Consider the following 15,994-nt stretch of genomic DNA (forward strand, 5'->3'; position numbering starts at 1 on the left):
GTTCTCAGTCCGCCACACTCAGCGACAGCGCGAACCTGGCCCTCTCGTCCGTCCACCAATGCGTCAACTTCAGGTTCGCCGCTGACAGTTCGGAGCGCACGCCGGCCTCCCTGAACTTGGCAGAGATCTCCGTGCGCATCTCCTCGTGGCGTTCGAAGTCGACCGTCAGGTCGAGCGCGGGGACCTTCACCGTCTGGGCGGCCAGGGAACGCAGACGCATCTCGATCCACTCGTGTTCGCGGTCCCAGACGGCCACGTGGGAGAACGCGTCGGGGTCGAAGTCCGCGCCCAACTCGCGGTTGATGACGGTCAGGACGTTCTTGTTGAAGGCGGCCGTGACGCCCGCCCCGTCGTCGTACGCCGAGACAAGGACCGACTCGTCCTTCACCAGGTCCGTGCCGAGCAGCAGCGCGTCACCGGGGGAGAGCAGGGTCCGTACCGACGCCAGGAACGCGGTGCGCTCGGCGGGCAGCAGGTTGCCGATCGTGCCGCCCAGGAACGCGACCAGGCGCGGGCCCGGCGCCCCCGGCAGGGCCAGGCCGCGGGTGAAGTCGGCGATCAGGGCGTGCACGTTGAGCGAGGGGCGCGAGGCGATCAGGGTGTTCGCGGCGCCGGTGAGGGCGCTCTCGCTCACGTCCACAGGGACGTATGTGTGCAGGCCGGGCAGCGCGTCGATCAGGTGGCGGGTCTTCTCCGAGGAGCCAGAGCCCAGCTCGATCAGCGTGCGCGCCCCCGTCGCCCCGGCGATCTCCGTGGCGCGCGTCTGCAGGATCTCGCGCTCGGCGCGCGTCGGGTAGTACTCGGGCAGCGTGGTGATCTCGTCGAAGAGGGCGCTGCCCCGCGCGTCGTAGAACCATTTGGGCGGCAGCGTCTTGGGGGTGTGGGTGAGGCCGTGCAGGACATCGGCCCGCAGGGCGGCGTCGGTGGCGTCCTCGGGAAGGGTGCGGGTCAACTGGAACGGGCTCACTCGGTGGGCTCCTTGAGCGGGGTCAGCAGGACATCGGTACGGCTGGCGGCGAGCAGGGTGCGGTCGGGCACCTGACGCCAGTGCGGATCGTCGTCGTAGGGCTCGGAGGCCACGACGGTGCGGCGGCCCGGTTCGGTGAGATACCAGAGGGTGTCGCCCCAGGCCGTCGCCGTGATCGTCTCGCCGTTGGTGAGCAGCAGGTTCAGGCGCGACCCGGGGGCCGCCGCGGCGACCTCGACGACGGTGTCCGCGAGCGCCTGGCTCTCGTCGTCGCCGCCGCGCAGCCGGTGCAGGACGAGCGCCCACACCAGCGCGGAGTCGCACCGTGCCTCCATCGAGAGCAGATCGGCGGGAGGCAGCAGCCGGGACAGCGGCGCGAGCGAGCGTGGCCAGCCCGCGACGGCGCCGTTATGGCTGAACAGCCACGTCCCGGCCGCGAACGGCGCCGCCGCCGCTTCCCCGTCCGCGCCCCCCACGGTGGCATCGCGCACCGCCGCGAGCATGGCACCGGAGCGGACGACCCGGGAGAGGTCCGCGAAGGACTGGTCGCCCCAGATCGGCCCGGGACGGCGGTAGCGGGCAGGCACAGGGTCGCCTTCGGCGTACCAGCCCACGCCGAAGCCATCGGCGTTGACGGTCCCGTAGCGCTGCTGCCTGGGCTCCCATGACTGCCGGAACAGACTGTGCGCGGGGTCCACGAGAAGCTTGCCGAGCGGCTCTTCGGGGCCCAGGAACGCGAGGTGACGGCACATCAGGCTCCCTCCGCCGGGCCCGCGTCGCGCGCGGTGCGGAACCCGGAGAAGATCTGCCGCCGCACCGGGTGGTCCCAGTTGCGGAACGTACCCCGGCACGCCACCTCGTCCACCGAGAAAGCCCCGCCGCGCAGCACCTTGTAGTCGCCGCCGAAGAAGACGTCCGAGTACTCGGGGTAGGGGAAGGCGGCGAACCCCGGATAGGGCAGGAAGCCGCTCGACGTCCACTCCCACACGTCGCCGATCAACTGGCGTACGCCGAGCGGGGATTCGCCCGCGGGGTAGCTGCCCGCAGGGGCCGGGCGTAGATGGCGCTGGCCCAGGTTCGCGTGCTCGGGCGTGGGGTCCGCGTCGCCCCACGGGTAGCGCGTCGAGCGGTCGGCCGCCGGGTCGTGGCGCGCCGCCTTCTCCCACTCCTCCTCGGTGGGCAGCCGCCGGCCCGCCCACCGGGCGTACGCGTCCGCCTCGTACCAACTGACGTGCAGGACCGGCTCGTCCGGCGGCACCACCTCGACGGTCCCGAAGTGGCGGCGCAGCCACTGGCCTGCCTCGCGGCGCCAGAAGAGCGGCGCCGAGAGCCCGTTGCCGCGCACCATGTCCCAGCCCGCGGGGGCCCACCACCGCTGCTCCTCGTAGCCGCCGTCGGCGATGAAGCGCTGATACTCGCCGTTGGTGACCGGCGTCGTGTCGATGAAGAACGGCGGGACGAGACGGCGGTGTGCGGGACGCTCGTTGTCCAGCGCCCACGGCTCGGTGGAGGTGCCCATCGTGAACGGGCCACCGGGTACGAGGACTTCGGCGGGTCCGTTGAACCGCGGCGCGGGCGCGGGGTCCGGCGCGGTCAGAGCCGTGGGTCCCGAGCGCAGCTGATGGGTGATCAGCATCGTCTCGTCGTGCTGCTGTTCGTGCTGCGCGATCATGCCGAACGCGAAGCCGGCATCGGTCAGCGGCGAACCGCGGAACGGTGTGCTCTCCAGGACGTCAAGGGCGCGCCCGCGCACCTCGGCCGCGTAACGGCGGGCCTCGGCGGGCGCGAGCAGCGGCAGGCTGGGCCGCTCGGAGCGGGGGTGCTCGAACGCGTCGTACAGGCCGTCGATCTCGGGCCGCATGGCGTCGCGGCCCGCCACCGCGCGCAGCAGCCACAGCTCTTCCTGGTTGCCGATGTGCGCCAGGTCCCAGACCAGCGGTGACATCAACGGCGAGTGCTGAGCGGTCAGTTCGGGTTCCTCGACGCACGTGGTGAGGAGCGAGGTACGGTCCCGGGCGGCGAGGAGCGCCGCCAGGGCGCGCTCCCGAAGCGATTCGGGGTCGCTGACGGTTCCGGTCATCGGATGCTGCCCTTCTCGTGCTCGTGGTGGTGGTGCTCGTCCAGGTGTCCGGCCAACCGCTCGTCCAACCGTTCGTCCAGCCGCTCCTCCAGCGGCCCGTCGAGCAGGTCGTCCGCCGGGCAGCGGCCCCGTGCGACATACCGCTCGGCGTACGCGTCGACGGCTTCCAGCACCTCGGCGCTCGCGCCCATCCGGGGCAGCGCATCGGCGGCGGCCGCGAAACAGGCGGCGGCGGCCTCGCGCAGCTCCGGGTCGGCGAGCCCGTGCCGTGCCGCGTCCAGCCACAGCGGGCTGCGGGGGGCCGCGGGTGCGCCGGGCGGGCAATCGCGCTCGGCCAGCGGTTTCACGGTGCGGTAGGCGGTCTCGGCGGCCTCAGGATCGTCGAACAGCGCGCTCGTCACCGCGAGCGGCACGATCCAGCCGTTCTCGCCGGGCTGGGCGTCGACCATCCGCAGCTCCAGATGGCCGCGCGGGCGTACGGGCGGGAAGAGCGTGGTCAGGTGGTAGTCGAGGTCCCCGCGCGTAGGCGGGCGCGGCCCGCCGCCCGAGCGGGCCCACCCGCGGAAGGTCAGCCCCTCCGGGACGGTCCAGGGAGCCCCGTCCTCCTCGTCCCCGTCCTCGCCCCCGGCTCTGACGCACATCACCGGAGCGTCCAGGGCGTGCCGCGTCCAGGCCGCCCGCGGCTCCATGTCCAGCGGCGGCGCGCTCGACGTGCCCGGGTCGATCGAGGCCCACACGGCCTGCCGCGTGGAGCGCCAGCCCGTGGAGCGGCCGTCCTGGACGGGTGAGTTGGCGAACGCGGCGACAAGGACCGGGCCAAGGAGATGCGCGAGCCGCCAGCGCCGCCCGTAGCCGAGCGGTCCCGGCTCCTCGTGCCCCGCGTCCAGGCAGATCTGCACGGAGGCCGTGGAGCACATCATGCGGCGGCCCGCCGGTCCCGCGCGGTCGAGATAGCACTCCATCGCGTCATAGCGCGGCCGGTGCAGGATGCGGGACGGCGGGCGCCAGGGATCGGCACCGAGTCCGGTGAGCGTCAGATTCAGGGAGGCGAGTCGGTCGCGTACGACGGACAGGTCGGCCGATACGGCGGACACGCACTCCATCAGCGAGGCGGCGGGGAGCGAGCTGAGCTCCAGCTGGCCGCCTGGTTCGACCGTGATCAGGGAGTGCAGGGGCAGGGCCCGCAGTGCGGCGTAGGCCGCTTCGAGGCGGGCGGGGGCTACGGGTAGATGGAGCCGGTGCGGCTCGTGGATCAGCCATTCCAGTTCGACGCCGGTGATCCTAGGTGGTCCTGTCTTGAAGCAGATGCCGCTGACCAGCGCCTCCGCTTCGGCCTCGGATACCGCGGCACCGTAGTGCGAGCGGTACGTCGTACAGTCGCCCTCGGGCATGCAGGGGTCCTCCTGTTCAAGTTCTGCCTGGTCCAGCGGTTGCGGACCACCCGGTCAACTCGATATGGGGTCGACCGAGTTGGCAGCGCCCGTCCCACCCAAGACCTTGTCGGCCGTTCGCACAAGAGTGCCCTTGGAGCGAAGCCGATGCCAGGGAATTCTGTTGCGGCGGGCATCGAGAACAGCTCACCATGGGTTCATGTGCGAGACGGGGGACGGGGCTGCGGTCGTGGGGGTGGAGCGGGCATGAGTGCGCGGCTGCGTGGCATCGCGCAGCAGACCGAGGAGATCGTGGCAGCAGGGCGATATGTCGCTCAGGGTGGCCGCGAGGTGGTGATCGCGGAAGCGGTGGACGCCGCGCGCTCCGGCACGCGGATGTTCGGTCCGGCGGCCCTGTGCGTGACTGACGTGACGCCGCCCGAGCTGACCTCCACGGTAGTCGAGGTCACCGGCGAGAGCAGCTTGGAGGCGGCGCACCGGCTGACGCGCGCGGACGCGGGCCCCGTGGCCGCCTTGAACTTCTCCTCCGCGCGCAATCCCGGCGGCGGCTATCTGAACGGCGCCCAGGCACAGGAGGAGGCGCTCTGCCGCGCCTCGGCCCTGTACACGTGCGTGCGGGAAGTCCGCGAGTTCTACGACCACCACCGTGAGCATCGCGACCCGTTCTACAGCGACCGCGTGATCCACTCCCCGGCGGTGCCGGTCTTCCGTGACGACAAGGGCCGCCTGCTCGACGCCGCGTACGTGGTGGGCTTCCTGACCTCGGCGGCGCCGAACGCGGGCGTCGTCCGGCGCCAGGCCCCGGAGCGCGCGGCGGAGCTGCCGGCCGCCCTGGCCCGGCGCGCGGAACGGGTCCTTGAGACCGCCGCCGCCCACGGCTACCGGCGCCTCGTGCTCGGCGCGTGGGGCTGCGGGGTCTTCCAGAACGACCCCACCCAGGTGGCGGCCGCGTTCGCCCGGCCGCTCGACGAAGGCGGCCGGTTCCACGGGTACTTCGAGCACATCGTCTTCGGGGTGCTCGACCGTACGCGCGGCGCGGTGACGCGGGCCGCCTTCGAGGAGGCGTTCGGCGAGAGCGAGAGGCAGGGCTTCAAAGGCATGGCTCAGCGTCGGCCATAGCGGCTACCGCCAGCCGTAGCGCTCCTGGAGCCGCCGTACGACGAGGTTGAACCGCATCCGGTCCAGCGCGCACGCCTCGCGCCGCATGCCCGCGTCGTGCACCCGAAGCACCCGGTCGATGTCGACCCAGGATTCGCGCCCCTCGCGGTCCCACGGCCCACTGCCGATCGGCACCCACTCCCGATCATTGGCGTGCTGCTTGCTGGAGAGCTGCACGGCGAGCAGCGTGCCGCGCGCCTCGCGGGCGACGACGAGGACGGGACGGTCCTTGCCGCGCCCGTCGTTCTCCTCGTAAGGAACCCACGTCCAGACGATCTCGCCCGGGTCGGGATCGCCGTCATGGGCGGGGGCGTACGTCGTCTGGACCTGGCCCACCTCGCGGGGCTCGGCCTCGGTGGTCGCGGTGCGGCCCATGCGGCCCGGGTGCGCGGGCATCTGCTGGTCATCGGTGTTGGCAGTCACGCGGGCCACCGTAGAACTTGCCCGGCCCAACCGGTGGGGCGGGTCCGCCCGATGGCTCTCGGTGAAGCAGCGTCAGCTCACGTCAAGCCGCGTCAGGCCACTGCTCGTACCACCGCTGGTCCGCCTCCAACTGCGCGGCGAGCGACACCAGGAGCGGTTCGCTGCCCGCCGGGCCGAGCAACTGGGCGCCGACCGGCAGGCCGTCACCCACGCGTCCTGCGGGCACGTTGACGCCGGGCCAGCCAAGGACGTTCCACGTCCACGCGTAGGGGCAGGCGGCGATCATGGCCTGGTCGGTGCGCCACCCGCTGAGGTCCGCCATGGCGCCGATCCGGGGCGGGGGAGTGGCGGTGGTGGGCGTGAGGACGACGTCGTACGTGGAGAAGACCGCACCGACGCGGCGGTGCAGGGCGGCCTCGGCGCGGCGGGCCAGGCGCAGGGGAGCACCGCCGAGCAGGCGACCCAGGCGGGCGGCCTCCTTCGTACGCGGGTCAAGGAGGCGCGGATCGGGGACCTCGCGAACCCAGTCGGTGATCCCCGCCGTGGCCCGGGGCACGAAGTCGAGGCCGATCTGGCCGTAGCGCGGGTCGTCCTCCACGACGTCGTGGCCCAGGGCGGCGAGCCGGTCCGCGAGGACGATGACCTTCCGCCGCACCACGGGGTGCAGGCGCTTGGGGGTCGCGGTGAACGGCATGCGCAGGGCGAGCGCGATCCGCAGCCGCCCCGGGTCGCGGGTCGCCGCGTCGGCGGCCCGGACGGCGGGCGGTTTGTGCAGGTCACCGTGGTGATTGCCGCTGGCCGCGTCGAGCAGCAGGGCCGCGTCGGCGACGGTCCGCGCGAGTGGCCCGTTGACGGTGATGCCGTTGAACGCCTCGGGCCAGGGCCAGGTCGATATGCGCCCGCGCTGCGGCTTGATCCCGACGAGGTGGGTCCAGGCGGCCGGGATGCGCACCGAGCCCGCGCCGTCCGAGCCGAGCGCCGCGGGCACGAGCCCCGCGGCGACGGCCGCCGCCGAACCGCCCGACGAGCCACCGGGGGTGTGTCCGGTGTGCCACGGATTGCGGGTGTCCCCGAAGCCGGGCCCCTCCGTGAAGGGCCACTGCCCCAGCTCACAGGTGTTGGTCTTGCCGACGATCACCGCTCCGGCCGCCCGCAGCCTGCGTACCGACTCGGCGTCCTCCTTCTTCGCGGGGAAGTCGCCACGGCAGCCGAACGCGGTCGGCTCCCCGGCGATGTCGGTGTCGTCCTTCACGGCGAGCGGCACCCCCAGGAGCGGCCGCCCCGCCACACCGGCCGCCAACTCCCGGTCCGCGGCGTCCGCTTCGGCGAGCGCGGCCTCGGCCCGCACCAGCTTGAAGGCGTTGAGCAGGGGCTGGGAGGCCTTGATCCGGGCCAGCGTCCGCTCGGTGAGCGCACGCGAGGACACTTCTCCGGCGGCCAGCGCGCGGGCGGTCCGCGCGAGGCCCTCGGCACGGTCGGCAGTCATGTGGGGGCACCTTTGGTCGGCGGACAGGTGCACGCACGCTAACCGGAGCGGGACGAACGCGGTATGAGGGCAGGGCAGTTCACGCCGCGCACGGCATCCTGGGCGCGCACCGTCGCGGGCCGGGGGCGCCCTCGTGCCCGCCTGGGAGCGCCCTCGCGCCGTCTGGAAGGATGAGCCCCGCCATGGTGCAGATACCGAACAAGACCGGACAGCAGCCCGCGCAGTACTCCGTACCGACGAGCGCCGACGTGGCGCGTCTGGCGGGCGTCTCCCGCGCGACCGTGTCGTACGTCCTGAACAACACGAGCGCCGTCCGCATCAGCGAGCCCACGCGCCGCCGCGTCCACGAGGCCGCCAAGGAACTGGGGTACGTCCCGCACGCCGCGGCCCGCAGCCTGCGCGCCGGGCACACCCGCGTCGTCCTGATGCCCACCCCGCAGATCCCGGCGGGCCCGCTCTTCAGCGAGTTCTTCAACGAGCTGCAGTGGGCGCTCAGCCGCTTCGACTACACCGTCGTGCAGTACGGCAGCCTCGGCCTGACCGGCGAGGACGCGGCCCGCGCCTGGGCCGAGCTGCGTCCGGTGGCGGTCCTCGCCCCAGGCGCGTCGGCGCTCGGCGCGCGCGGCGTGAGCGTCCTGAAGCGCTCGGGCGCCAAGGCCGTCTTCACCCTGGGCCCGCAGGGCGCCGAGGGCGCGCACTCCCTGCTCATGGACCAGTGCCTGGTGGGCCGGTGCGCCGCCGCGCATCTCCTGGAGCGCGGCAGCCGGCACATCGGAGTGGTGATCCCCGGGGAACGGGGCCTTGAGCCCTTCGCGCGGCCACGCGCCGAAGGCATCCGGCGCACACTGCACGGCACGGACGCCACGATGACCGAGCTGCCCCTCACCTACGACGAGGAAGCGGCGGCCCGGCTCGCGGCACGCTGGCGCACGCTGGGCATCGACGGGGTGTTCACGTACAACGACGAGTACGCGATGCTGCTGATGCGGGCTCTCCAGGACGAGGGAATCGCGGTCCCCGACGAGACAGCACTCATCGGAGCCGACGACCTCATGCTCGGCAAGCTCCTGCGGCCGCGGCTGAGCACGGTCCGCATCGAGCTGCCGTCGGGCCAGAAACTCGCGGAGCTCGTCGACCGGGTCGTGCGCGACCCGGGCATGGAGCCCGAGGTGCACGACGTGCTCGGCGCGACGGCAGTGCACCGCGAGTCCAGCTGACCCCTCCCTTACGGGGTCCTTCCTTACTGGGCCTGGCTCTGGCCCTGCGCCTCCGCCTTGGCCTGCTCCTCGGCGACGGACTGGCGGACCTCGTCCATGTCCAGGTTCCTGGCCTGACCGATGACGTCCACCAGGGCCTCCTCCGGCAGCGCGCCGGGCTGCGCGAACACGGCCACCTGGTCACGGACGATCATCAACGTCGGGATCGACTGGATACCGAAGGCCTGCGCCAGCTCGGGCTGCGCCTCGGTGTCGACCTTGCCGAAGACGAGGTCGGGGTTGGCTTCTGCGGCCTTCTCGTAGACAGGCGCGAACGACTTGCACGGCCCGCACCATTCCGCCCAGAAGTCGATCAGGACAAATTCGTTGTCCGTGACTGTCTGGTCGAAGTTCTCCTTGGTGAGCTCCAGAGTCGTGCTGCTCATGGTGTTTCCCTCTTCCTGCTATGGGTCGAAGCCGCTGTGCACAACGGCCCGGGCGGCGGACGTATTCCACGCGCTCACCCGTGCTCGTTCCGCGCGCGTACCCATGTGGCCACGTCGCACACCTGGGACCACACTGGCTTCCATGACGGATTCGAAGACGTACGACGTAGTGGTCCTGGGCGCCGGTCCCGTAGGGGAGAATGTCGCCGACCGGGCCCGTGCGGGTGGCCTGAGCGCGGCGATCGTGGAGAGCGAACTCGTCGGGGGTGAATGCTCGTACTGGGCGTGCATGCCGAGCAAGGCGCTGCTGCGCCCTGTCATCGCCCGTGCGGACGCGCGCAAGGTGCCCGGCCTGCGGCAATCGGTGCAGGGGCCGCTCGACGCGGCGGCGGTCCTCGCGCACCGCGACGACTACACCTCGCACTGGAAGGACGACGGCCAGGTCGGCTGGCTGGAATCGGTCGGCGTGGACCTCTACCGCGGCCACGGCCGCATCGCGGGAACCCGCCAGGTGACCGTCACGGCCTCCGACGGAACCGAGCGGACCCTCACCGCCCGCCACGCGGTGGCGGTGTGCACCGGCACCCGGGCCGCGCTCCCGGATCTGCCGGGCCTCGCCGACATCAAGCCCTGGACCAGCCGCGAGGCAACCAGCGCGGACCACGTGCCCGGCCGGCTCGCGGTGGTCGGCGGCGGTGTCGTCGCCGTGGAGATGGCAACGGCCTGGCAGGCGCTCGGCTCCCAGGTCACGCTGCTCGTCCGGGGGGACGGCCTGCTCCCGCGCATGGAGCCGTTCGCCGGTGAGCTGGTCGCCAAGGCGCTGACTGAGGCGGGCGCGGACGTCCGCACCGGCGTCTCCGTCACCGCGGTGAAGCGCGAGAACGGTACGGTCACAGCGACCCTGAGCGGCGGCGGCACCCTCGAAGCCGACGAGATCCTCTTCGCCACGGGCCGCGCACCGCGGACCGACGACCTGGGCCTGGAGACGATCGGCCTCGAACCCGGCTCCTGGCTGCCCGTCGACGAGAGCCTGCGGGTGCAGGGCAGCGACTGGCTGTACGCGGTGGGCGACGCCAACCACCGCGCGCTCCTCACCCACCAGGGCAAGTACCAGGCCCGCATCGCCGGCGCCGCGATCACCGCACGCGCCCAGGGTGTTCCCCTCCTGGAGACCGACCCCTGGGGCGCCCACTCGGCCACCGCGGACCGGGCCGCCACCCCCCAGGTGGTCTTCACCGATCCCGAGGCGGCGTCGGCGGGCCTCACCCTCGCGGAGGCGGAATCCGCGGGCCACCGCGTGCGTGCCGTCGACTACGACATGGCGGGCGTCGCGGGCGCGGGCCTCTACGCGGACGGCTACGAGGGCCGCGCCCGCATGATCGTCGACCTCGACCGTGAGGTCCTGCTCGGCGTGACGTTCGTGGGCCCCGGCGTGGGCGAACTCATCCACTCGGCGACGGTGGCGATCGCGGGGGAGGTGCCGATGGACCGGCTGTGGCACGCGGTTCCGGCCTATCCGACGGTGAGTGAGGTGTGGCTGCGGTTGCTGGAGACCTACCGGGGATAGGGGGCATGAGCAGGACAACGGTCGGCGTGCCCGCCGCCGCGACATCCGGCGGCGGGCACGCCGTCACCCCGCGTCCGTGGTCCATGTCCGGAGCTTCTCGGGGTTGCGTATCGCCCAGAAGTGCTGGATCCGGTCGTCCGCCACCGCGAAGGCCATCACCGTCACGGTGACGCCCTCGTGCCGCACCACCAGGCCGGGCTGGCCGTTGACCGTCCGTTCCAGGAGCGTCAGGCCGGGCGCCTTGTCGGCCAGGGCGATCAGGTAGCGGGCGATCTGCTCGCCGCCTGCGGTGGGAGGCGCGGCGCTGACCAGGCCTCCGCCGTCGGAGAGCCCCGTGGCGTCGGGGTCGAGGAGACCGATGAGTGCGTCGATGTCCTTGGCTTCCCATGCCTGCTTGAAGTCCCTGACGATCTCGGCGTGCCGGCCCGCGGGAGTCGCGGGAGCGTGCGACGCGCGGATGCGGCGACGGGCCGATGAGGCCAGCTGGCGGGAGGCCGCTGGGGTGCGGCCGACGATCTCGGCCACCTCGGCGAACGGGTAGCGGAAGACGTCGTGAAGGATGAACGCGACGCGTTCGGCCGGGGTCATCGTCTCGAGCACCACGAGGAACGCCATGTTGACCGACTCGTCGAGAGTGACGCGATCGGCCGGGTCGGCCGTCCTTCCCCCAGGCCGCCCGTCCGCCGTCCACTCCGTGTGATCGGGCAGCGGTTCGGGGATCCATTCGCCGACGTAGCTCACGCGCCGGGCCCGTGCCGAGCCGAGCTGGTCGAGGCAGACGCGGCTCGCGACCTTCGTCAGCCAGCCGCCCGGGGACTCGATGGCCGCCCGCTGCCGCGCGGACATCGCGTACCAACGTGTGTACGCCTCCTGTACGACATCTTCGGCGTCGGCCAAGGAGCCGAGAAGCCGGTAGGCGAGATTGATCAGCTGCCGCCGCTCGCTCACGATCGCGCTCAGCTCCGGATCGATCCGGCCGTCTCCGGGGCCGTCGATCCGGCCGTCTCCTGGCTCGGGTCTCGTCCTCATGGTGTCGCCGCTCCCCATATCCGTATCCGACGTCACCACTACGACGAAACAGCGCGCCGGAATGTGATGCGGCGAGCCCACCTCACATTCCGGCGGGCTGCCTCGTCGTACTGCTGGGACGAACGCGATCCCGTGAAAACGACGAAGGAGATCACCATGCAAACCCGTCTGGACTTCCTCGCCAACCCGGTCTCGGGGAAGTTCGTCCAGCAACTCGCCGTGGCGGGCAAGGCGGTGGCGGAATCATCGTTCCCGGCCCCGACGCGGGAACTGGTACTGCTGCGCGTCAGCCAGATCAACGGCTGCGGTGCCTGCGTCGACATGCACACCAAGGAGGCCACGCACGCAGGGGAGAGCGCGGTGCGCCTGCACATGGTCGCCGCCTGGCGTGAGGCCACGGTGTTCACCGACGCCGAGCGGGCCGCCCTGGAGCTCGCGGAGCAGGGCACGCGCATCGCGGACGCGTCCGGTGGGGTCACGGACGAGGTGTGGGCGAACGCGGCCAAGCACTACGACGAGGATCAGCTCGGCGCCCTGGTGTCGCTCATCGCCGTCATCAACGCCTTCAACCGCCTGAACGTCATCACCCAGAAGCCCGGCGGCGACTACCGGCCCGGCCAGCTGGGATGACCGGCGGCCCCGCTCGCACCGAGCTCGGCGAGCTGACAGGCGACTACGTCCTCGACGCCGCCCACACGCGGATCGGGTTCGTCGCCCGGCACACGATGTCCACCCGGGTGCGCGGCCGGTTCGACGAGTTCGAGGGCGGCGCGCACCTGGACGGCGACCACCCTTCGAGGTCCGGCGCGCAGCTCATGATCCGGGCCAAGAGCATCCAGACGGGCCACCGGCAGCGTGACGACCTGCTGTGGGGCGCGTTCCTGGACGCGGAGAACCACCCGGCGATCGGCTTCACCTCGACCGGGGTGAAGCAGGTCGACGGGAGCCACTTTCAGGTCACCGGCGACCTGGCCCTGCGCGGCGTGTCCGGAGAGGTCACCTTGGACGTCGCCCTGACGGGCGTCGAGCGCGACCCGCGAGGCGACCCCGGGGTCGGCTTCAAGGGCAGCGTGACCATCAACCGTCACGACTGGGGCGTGAACCAGAACGCCGCGACCAGGCTCATGGTCAGCCCGAAGGTGATCCTGGAGTTCGACGTCGTCGTGGTCCGAAGGCCCTGACAGGGCGGCGACCGGCAGGGCGCCTCCGTGGGCGGTGCACCGCCCACGGGGAACCCGCGCCCCGCACACTTCGGGCCGGGGCGGCGGGCGGTCCGCTCAGTCGGCCGTGTCCCGCCACGCCGCGTCCCGCAACAGCCGCAGACCGTTGAGCCCCACGATCACCGTGGAGCCCTCATGGCCGAGCACGCCGAGCGGGAGCGGCAGGCTGCCGACGAGGTCCCAGGTGACCAGGACGGCGATGAACGCTCCCGCGATCACCAGGTTCTGCGCCACGAGCCGGCGGGCGCGCCGGGACAGCGCGATCACCCGCGGCACGGTGGCGAGTTCGTCCCGCACGATCACCGCGTCCGCGGTCTCCAGGGCGAGGTCGGAACCGGCCCGGCCCATCGCGATGCCCGTGTGGGCCGCGGCGAGGGCGGGCGCGTCATTGACGCCGTCGCCGATGACGAGGACCTTGCGCCCCGCGGCCTCCGCCGCACGCACCGCCGCGACCTTGTCCCGCGGGAGCAGCCCGGCCCTTACGTCACCGATGCCGACCTCCGCCGCCAGCCTGGCCGCGGCCCGCGCGTTGTCGCCGGTGAGCAGCATCGGAGCCGAGCCCGTCAGGGACTCCAGGGCGGCGACGGTCGCCGCGGCGTCCGGGCGGAGCCGGTCGGAGATGCCGAGGACGCCCACGGGGGTCCCGTCCCGCACCACGAGCACGGCGGTCCGGCCGCTCTCTCCCACCTGCCGGGCACGAGCGACCGCGGCGGCGCTCGCCGCGCCCCGGCTGCCACCGTCCGGCCTGGCGCCACTCTCTGGCCCGTCATCACCATCCGGCCGGGCGCCGAGCAGCCGCGCAGGCGCCCCCACTTCGACGACCGCACCCCCGACCGTGGCGCTCACGCCGACACCCGGCGCGGAGGCGAAATCGGCCGCCGCGGGAAGGCCGAGGCCGCGAGCGCGCGCCGCGTCCGACACGGCACGGGCCAGCGGATGTTCGCTGCGGTGCTCGACGGCCGCCACGAGCGCGAGGAGGCCGTCGTCGGTCAGACCGCTGCCGGGCAGCGTGTGCAGAGCGGTCACCCGGGGCGTTCCCTCGGTCAGGGTGCCCGTCTTGTCGATGGCGACCGTGTCGACCTGCCCCAGACGCTCCATCACGACGGCGGACTTGACCAGGACGCCGTGCCGCCCCGCGTTGGCGATCGCCGAAAGGAGCGGCGGCATGGTCGCGAGCACCACCGCGCACGGCGACGCCACGATCATGAACGTCATGGCCCGCAGCAAGGCCCCGGTCAGGTCGTCGCCGAGTGTCAACGGGACGGCGAACACGGCGAGCGTGGCGAGGACCATGCCGAGCGAGTACCGCTGCTCGACCTTCTCGATGAACAGCTGCGTCGGCGCCTTCGTCTCCGACGCCTCCTGGACCATCGCGACGATGCGCGCGATCACCGAGTCCGACGCGTCCCGCCCGACCCGCACCCGCAGGGCGCCGGCCCCGTTAAGCGTCCCCGCGAACACCGGGTCGCCTGCTTCCTTGGCGACCGGCAGCGGCTCCCCGGTGATCGTCGCCTGATCGACGTCACTGGCACCGTCGAGCACCTCGCCGTCCGCGCCGACACGCTCACCAGGCCGTACGAGGATGATGTCGCCGACCCTCAACTCGGCTGTCCCCACGGTCTCTTCACCGCCCTCGCCGGTCAGCCGCGTGGCCGTGTCGGGTGCGAGGTCGAGCAGGCCGCGCACCGAGTCGGCGGTGCGCGCCGTGGCGACGGCCTCCAGCGCGCCCGACGTGGCGAAGATGACGATCAGGAGCGCGCCGTCCATCACCTGCCCGATCGAGGCCGCGCCGACCGCCGCGACGATCATGAGCAGATCCACGTCCAGCGTCTTCCCGCGCAGCGCCCGCAGCCCGGCGAGCCCGGGTTCCCAGCCCCCGGCGACGTACGCGACGGCGTACAGGGCACCCCACGCCCAGGCGGCGGCCCCCGCCAGCTGGAGCGGCAGCGCGAGCAGGAACGCGGCCGTGGCCGCCGCCGCCCAGCGGGCCTCGGCAAGGGCGAGGACGTGGGTGCGGCGGCGGGGGGCGGCTGCCGCAGTGGTGTCAGGCCCCTGGGTGGAACGTGGGATCAGGGCTGTGGGCATGGCGGAGGAACCCTTCACGGGCTGGGGAACGGCGACCCCATCACCGTACAGGAATGAATGAACACCTTTTCATGTGTCATCGATAGGATGGCGCCATGGGCCACGGAGTCGACGACAAGAGCACCGCCACCACGCGCGAGCGGCTGGACGCCGTGGGGGCCGCCGACGTCGCCGCCACCCTCCAGGCCCTGGCGACGCCGTCACGGCTGCGGATCCTCGCCCGTCTGCAGGAGGGCCCCTGCGCGGCGGGTGACCTGGCCGACGCGGTCGGCATGGAACAGTCGGCCTGCTCCCACCAGTTGCGGCTGCTGCGCAACCTGGGCCTGATCACCGGCGAACGGCACGGCCGCTCCGTGATCTACGCCCTCTACGACCACCACGTCGCCGAACTCCTCGACCAGGCGCTCTTCCACGTCGAGCACCTGCGCCTCGGCCTGCGGGACACCCCGCCCGGCGGCTAGCCTGAGGATGATCTCCGCAAGTTACCCGAGACAGCTGAGGGAGTACGGCGTGTGGCCCGTGGTGGCTGTCGTGGCCGTCGGCGGTGCGATCGGCGCGTCGGCCCGCTATGGAGCGTCCCTGATCTGGCCGACCGCCTCCGGCGCATTTCCCACGACGACGCTCTTGGTGAACGTCATCGGGTGCGCCCTCATGGGGATCTTGATGGTGATCCTCACCGAGGTGGGGGCGGCGCACCGCCTGGTGCGGCCCTTCTTCGGCACCGGCGTGCTCGGTGGCTTCACCACCTTCTCCACGTACGCGGTGGACATCGAACGCCTGGTGCGCGACGGCCACCTCCGCACGGGCCTCGCCTACCTCGCACTGACCGTGCTCGCGGCACTGGCTGCCGTATGGAGCGCGGCGTGGGCGACGCGGCGCCTGGTGGTGTGGAGGCGGGCGTGATCGTCGGTGAGCGGGCCGACTGCCACGGCCAGGGCGCCGGTGG

General features: G+C 72.5%; 16 protein-coding genes. 7 read left to right on the forward strand and 9 right to left on the reverse strand.

Annotated features, from left to right (window positions below):
* Positions 1 to 4: 4 nt before the first annotated feature.
* From egtD to egtA, 4 genes are read right to left on the reverse strand one after another with little or no spacing between them, the layout of a single operon-like run.
* A complete protein-coding gene (gene egtD / locus ACGFX9_RS21815) occupies positions 5 to 967 on the reverse strand; it encodes an L-histidine N(alpha)-methyltransferase (protein WP_393474309.1) in 963 nt (320 codons plus the stop codon).
* Positions 964 to 1,719 (reverse strand): ergothioneine biosynthesis protein EgtC, encoded by a 756-nt coding sequence (egtC, locus tag ACGFX9_RS21820; protein ID WP_393474312.1) that lies wholly within the window; start codon positions 1,717 to 1,719, stop codon positions 964 to 966. The genes egtD and egtC overlap by 4 nt, the downstream gene beginning before the upstream one ends.
* Positions 1,719 to 3,047 (reverse strand): ergothioneine biosynthesis protein EgtB, encoded by a 1,329-nt coding sequence (gene egtB / locus ACGFX9_RS21825; protein ID WP_393474315.1) that lies wholly within the window; start codon positions 3,045 to 3,047, stop codon positions 1,719 to 1,721. Before egtB ends, egtC begins: the two co-directional genes overlap by 1 nt.
* A complete protein-coding gene (gene egtA, locus ACGFX9_RS21830; protein ID WP_393474318.1) occupies positions 3,044 to 4,438 on the reverse strand; it encodes an ergothioneine biosynthesis glutamate--cysteine ligase EgtA in 1,395 nt (464 codons plus the stop codon). Before egtA ends, egtB begins: the two co-directional genes overlap by 4 nt.
* A 246-nt stretch (positions 4,439 to 4,684) precedes the next feature.
* Between egtA and ACGFX9_RS21835 the strand changes: the two genes are divergently transcribed.
* The gene (locus ACGFX9_RS21835) at positions 4,685 to 5,557 is read left to right on the forward strand and encodes a TIGR02452 family protein (RefSeq protein WP_393474321.1); all 873 of its coding nucleotides are present in this window, start codon (positions 4,685 to 4,687) and stop codon (positions 5,555 to 5,557) included.
* A 3-nt stretch (positions 5,558 to 5,560) separates the two neighbouring features.
* Here the strand turns inward: ACGFX9_RS21835 and ACGFX9_RS21840 are convergent, their stop codons facing one another.
* Positions 5,561 to 5,992, reverse strand: coding sequence for a type II toxin-antitoxin system PemK/MazF family toxin (locus ACGFX9_RS21840; protein WP_393475377.1), 432 nt, complete (start codon positions 5,990 to 5,992; stop codon positions 5,561 to 5,563).
* 109 nt (positions 5,993 to 6,101) lie between these two features.
* Positions 6,102 to 7,505 (reverse strand): amidase, encoded by a 1,404-nt coding sequence (locus tag ACGFX9_RS21845; RefSeq protein WP_393474324.1) that lies wholly within the window; start codon positions 7,503 to 7,505, stop codon positions 6,102 to 6,104.
* Positions 7,506 to 7,687: 182 nt separating this feature from the next.
* On the opposite strand from ACGFX9_RS21845, the gene ACGFX9_RS21850 reads away from it, so the two are divergent.
* The gene (locus ACGFX9_RS21850; protein ID WP_393474327.1) at positions 7,688 to 8,722 is read left to right on the forward strand and encodes a LacI family DNA-binding transcriptional regulator; all 1,035 of its coding nucleotides are present in this window, start codon (positions 7,688 to 7,690) and stop codon (positions 8,720 to 8,722) included.
* A gap of 23 nt (positions 8,723 to 8,745) precedes the next feature.
* Here ACGFX9_RS21850 and trxA read toward each other — a convergent pair whose 3' ends face one another.
* The gene (trxA, locus tag ACGFX9_RS21855) at positions 8,746 to 9,147 is read right to left on the reverse strand and encodes a thioredoxin (protein ID WP_393474330.1); all 402 of its coding nucleotides are present in this window, start codon (positions 9,145 to 9,147) and stop codon (positions 8,746 to 8,748) included.
* 142 nt (positions 9,148 to 9,289) lie between these two features.
* Here trxA and ACGFX9_RS21860 point away from each other — a divergent pair, with 142 nt between their 5' ends.
* Complete coding sequence (locus ACGFX9_RS21860; protein WP_393474333.1) at positions 9,290 to 10,714, forward strand: dihydrolipoyl dehydrogenase family protein; 1,425 nt, start codon at positions 9,290 to 9,292, stop codon at positions 10,712 to 10,714.
* Between the two features lie 63 nt (positions 10,715 to 10,777).
* Here ACGFX9_RS21860 and sigJ read toward each other — a convergent pair whose 3' ends face one another.
* On the reverse strand, positions 10,778 to 11,743 hold the full coding sequence (sigJ, locus tag ACGFX9_RS21865; RefSeq protein WP_393474336.1) for an RNA polymerase sigma factor SigJ: 966 nt from the start codon (positions 11,741 to 11,743) through the stop codon (positions 10,778 to 10,780).
* A gap of 156 nt (positions 11,744 to 11,899) precedes the next feature.
* Between sigJ and ACGFX9_RS21870 the strand changes: the two genes are divergently transcribed.
* A complete protein-coding gene (locus ACGFX9_RS21870; protein ID WP_393474339.1) occupies positions 11,900 to 12,373 on the forward strand; it encodes a carboxymuconolactone decarboxylase family protein in 474 nt (157 codons plus the stop codon).
* A complete protein-coding gene (locus ACGFX9_RS21875; RefSeq protein ID WP_393474342.1) occupies positions 12,370 to 12,924 on the forward strand; it encodes a YceI family protein in 555 nt (184 codons plus the stop codon). The genes ACGFX9_RS21870 and ACGFX9_RS21875 overlap by 4 nt, the downstream gene beginning before the upstream one ends.
* A 96-nt stretch (positions 12,925 to 13,020) precedes the next feature.
* Here the strand turns inward: ACGFX9_RS21875 and ACGFX9_RS21880 are convergent, their stop codons facing one another.
* Positions 13,021 to 15,048, reverse strand: coding sequence for a heavy metal translocating P-type ATPase (locus tag ACGFX9_RS21880; RefSeq protein ID WP_393474344.1), 2,028 nt, complete (start codon positions 15,046 to 15,048; stop codon positions 13,021 to 13,023).
* Positions 15,049 to 15,143: 95 nt separating this feature from the next.
* Here ACGFX9_RS21880 and ACGFX9_RS21885 point away from each other — a divergent pair, with 95 nt between their 5' ends.
* A complete protein-coding gene (locus ACGFX9_RS21885) occupies positions 15,144 to 15,509 on the forward strand; it encodes an ArsR/SmtB family transcription factor (protein WP_393474346.1) in 366 nt (121 codons plus the stop codon).
* A 7-nt stretch (positions 15,510 to 15,516) separates the two neighbouring features.
* Positions 15,517 to 15,951 carry a fluoride efflux transporter CrcB gene (gene crcB, locus ACGFX9_RS21890; RefSeq protein WP_393474349.1) on the forward strand — a complete coding sequence of 145 codons (435 nt, stop codon included), beginning with the start codon at positions 15,517 to 15,519 and terminating at the stop codon, positions 15,949 to 15,951.
* Positions 15,952 to 15,994: the final 43 nt, after the last annotated feature.

Origin of the sequence: Streptomyces sp. NPDC048436, from assembly GCF_043200355.1 — a bacterium.
Classification (GTDB): domain Bacteria; phylum Actinomycetota; class Actinomycetes; order Streptomycetales; family Streptomycetaceae; genus Streptomyces.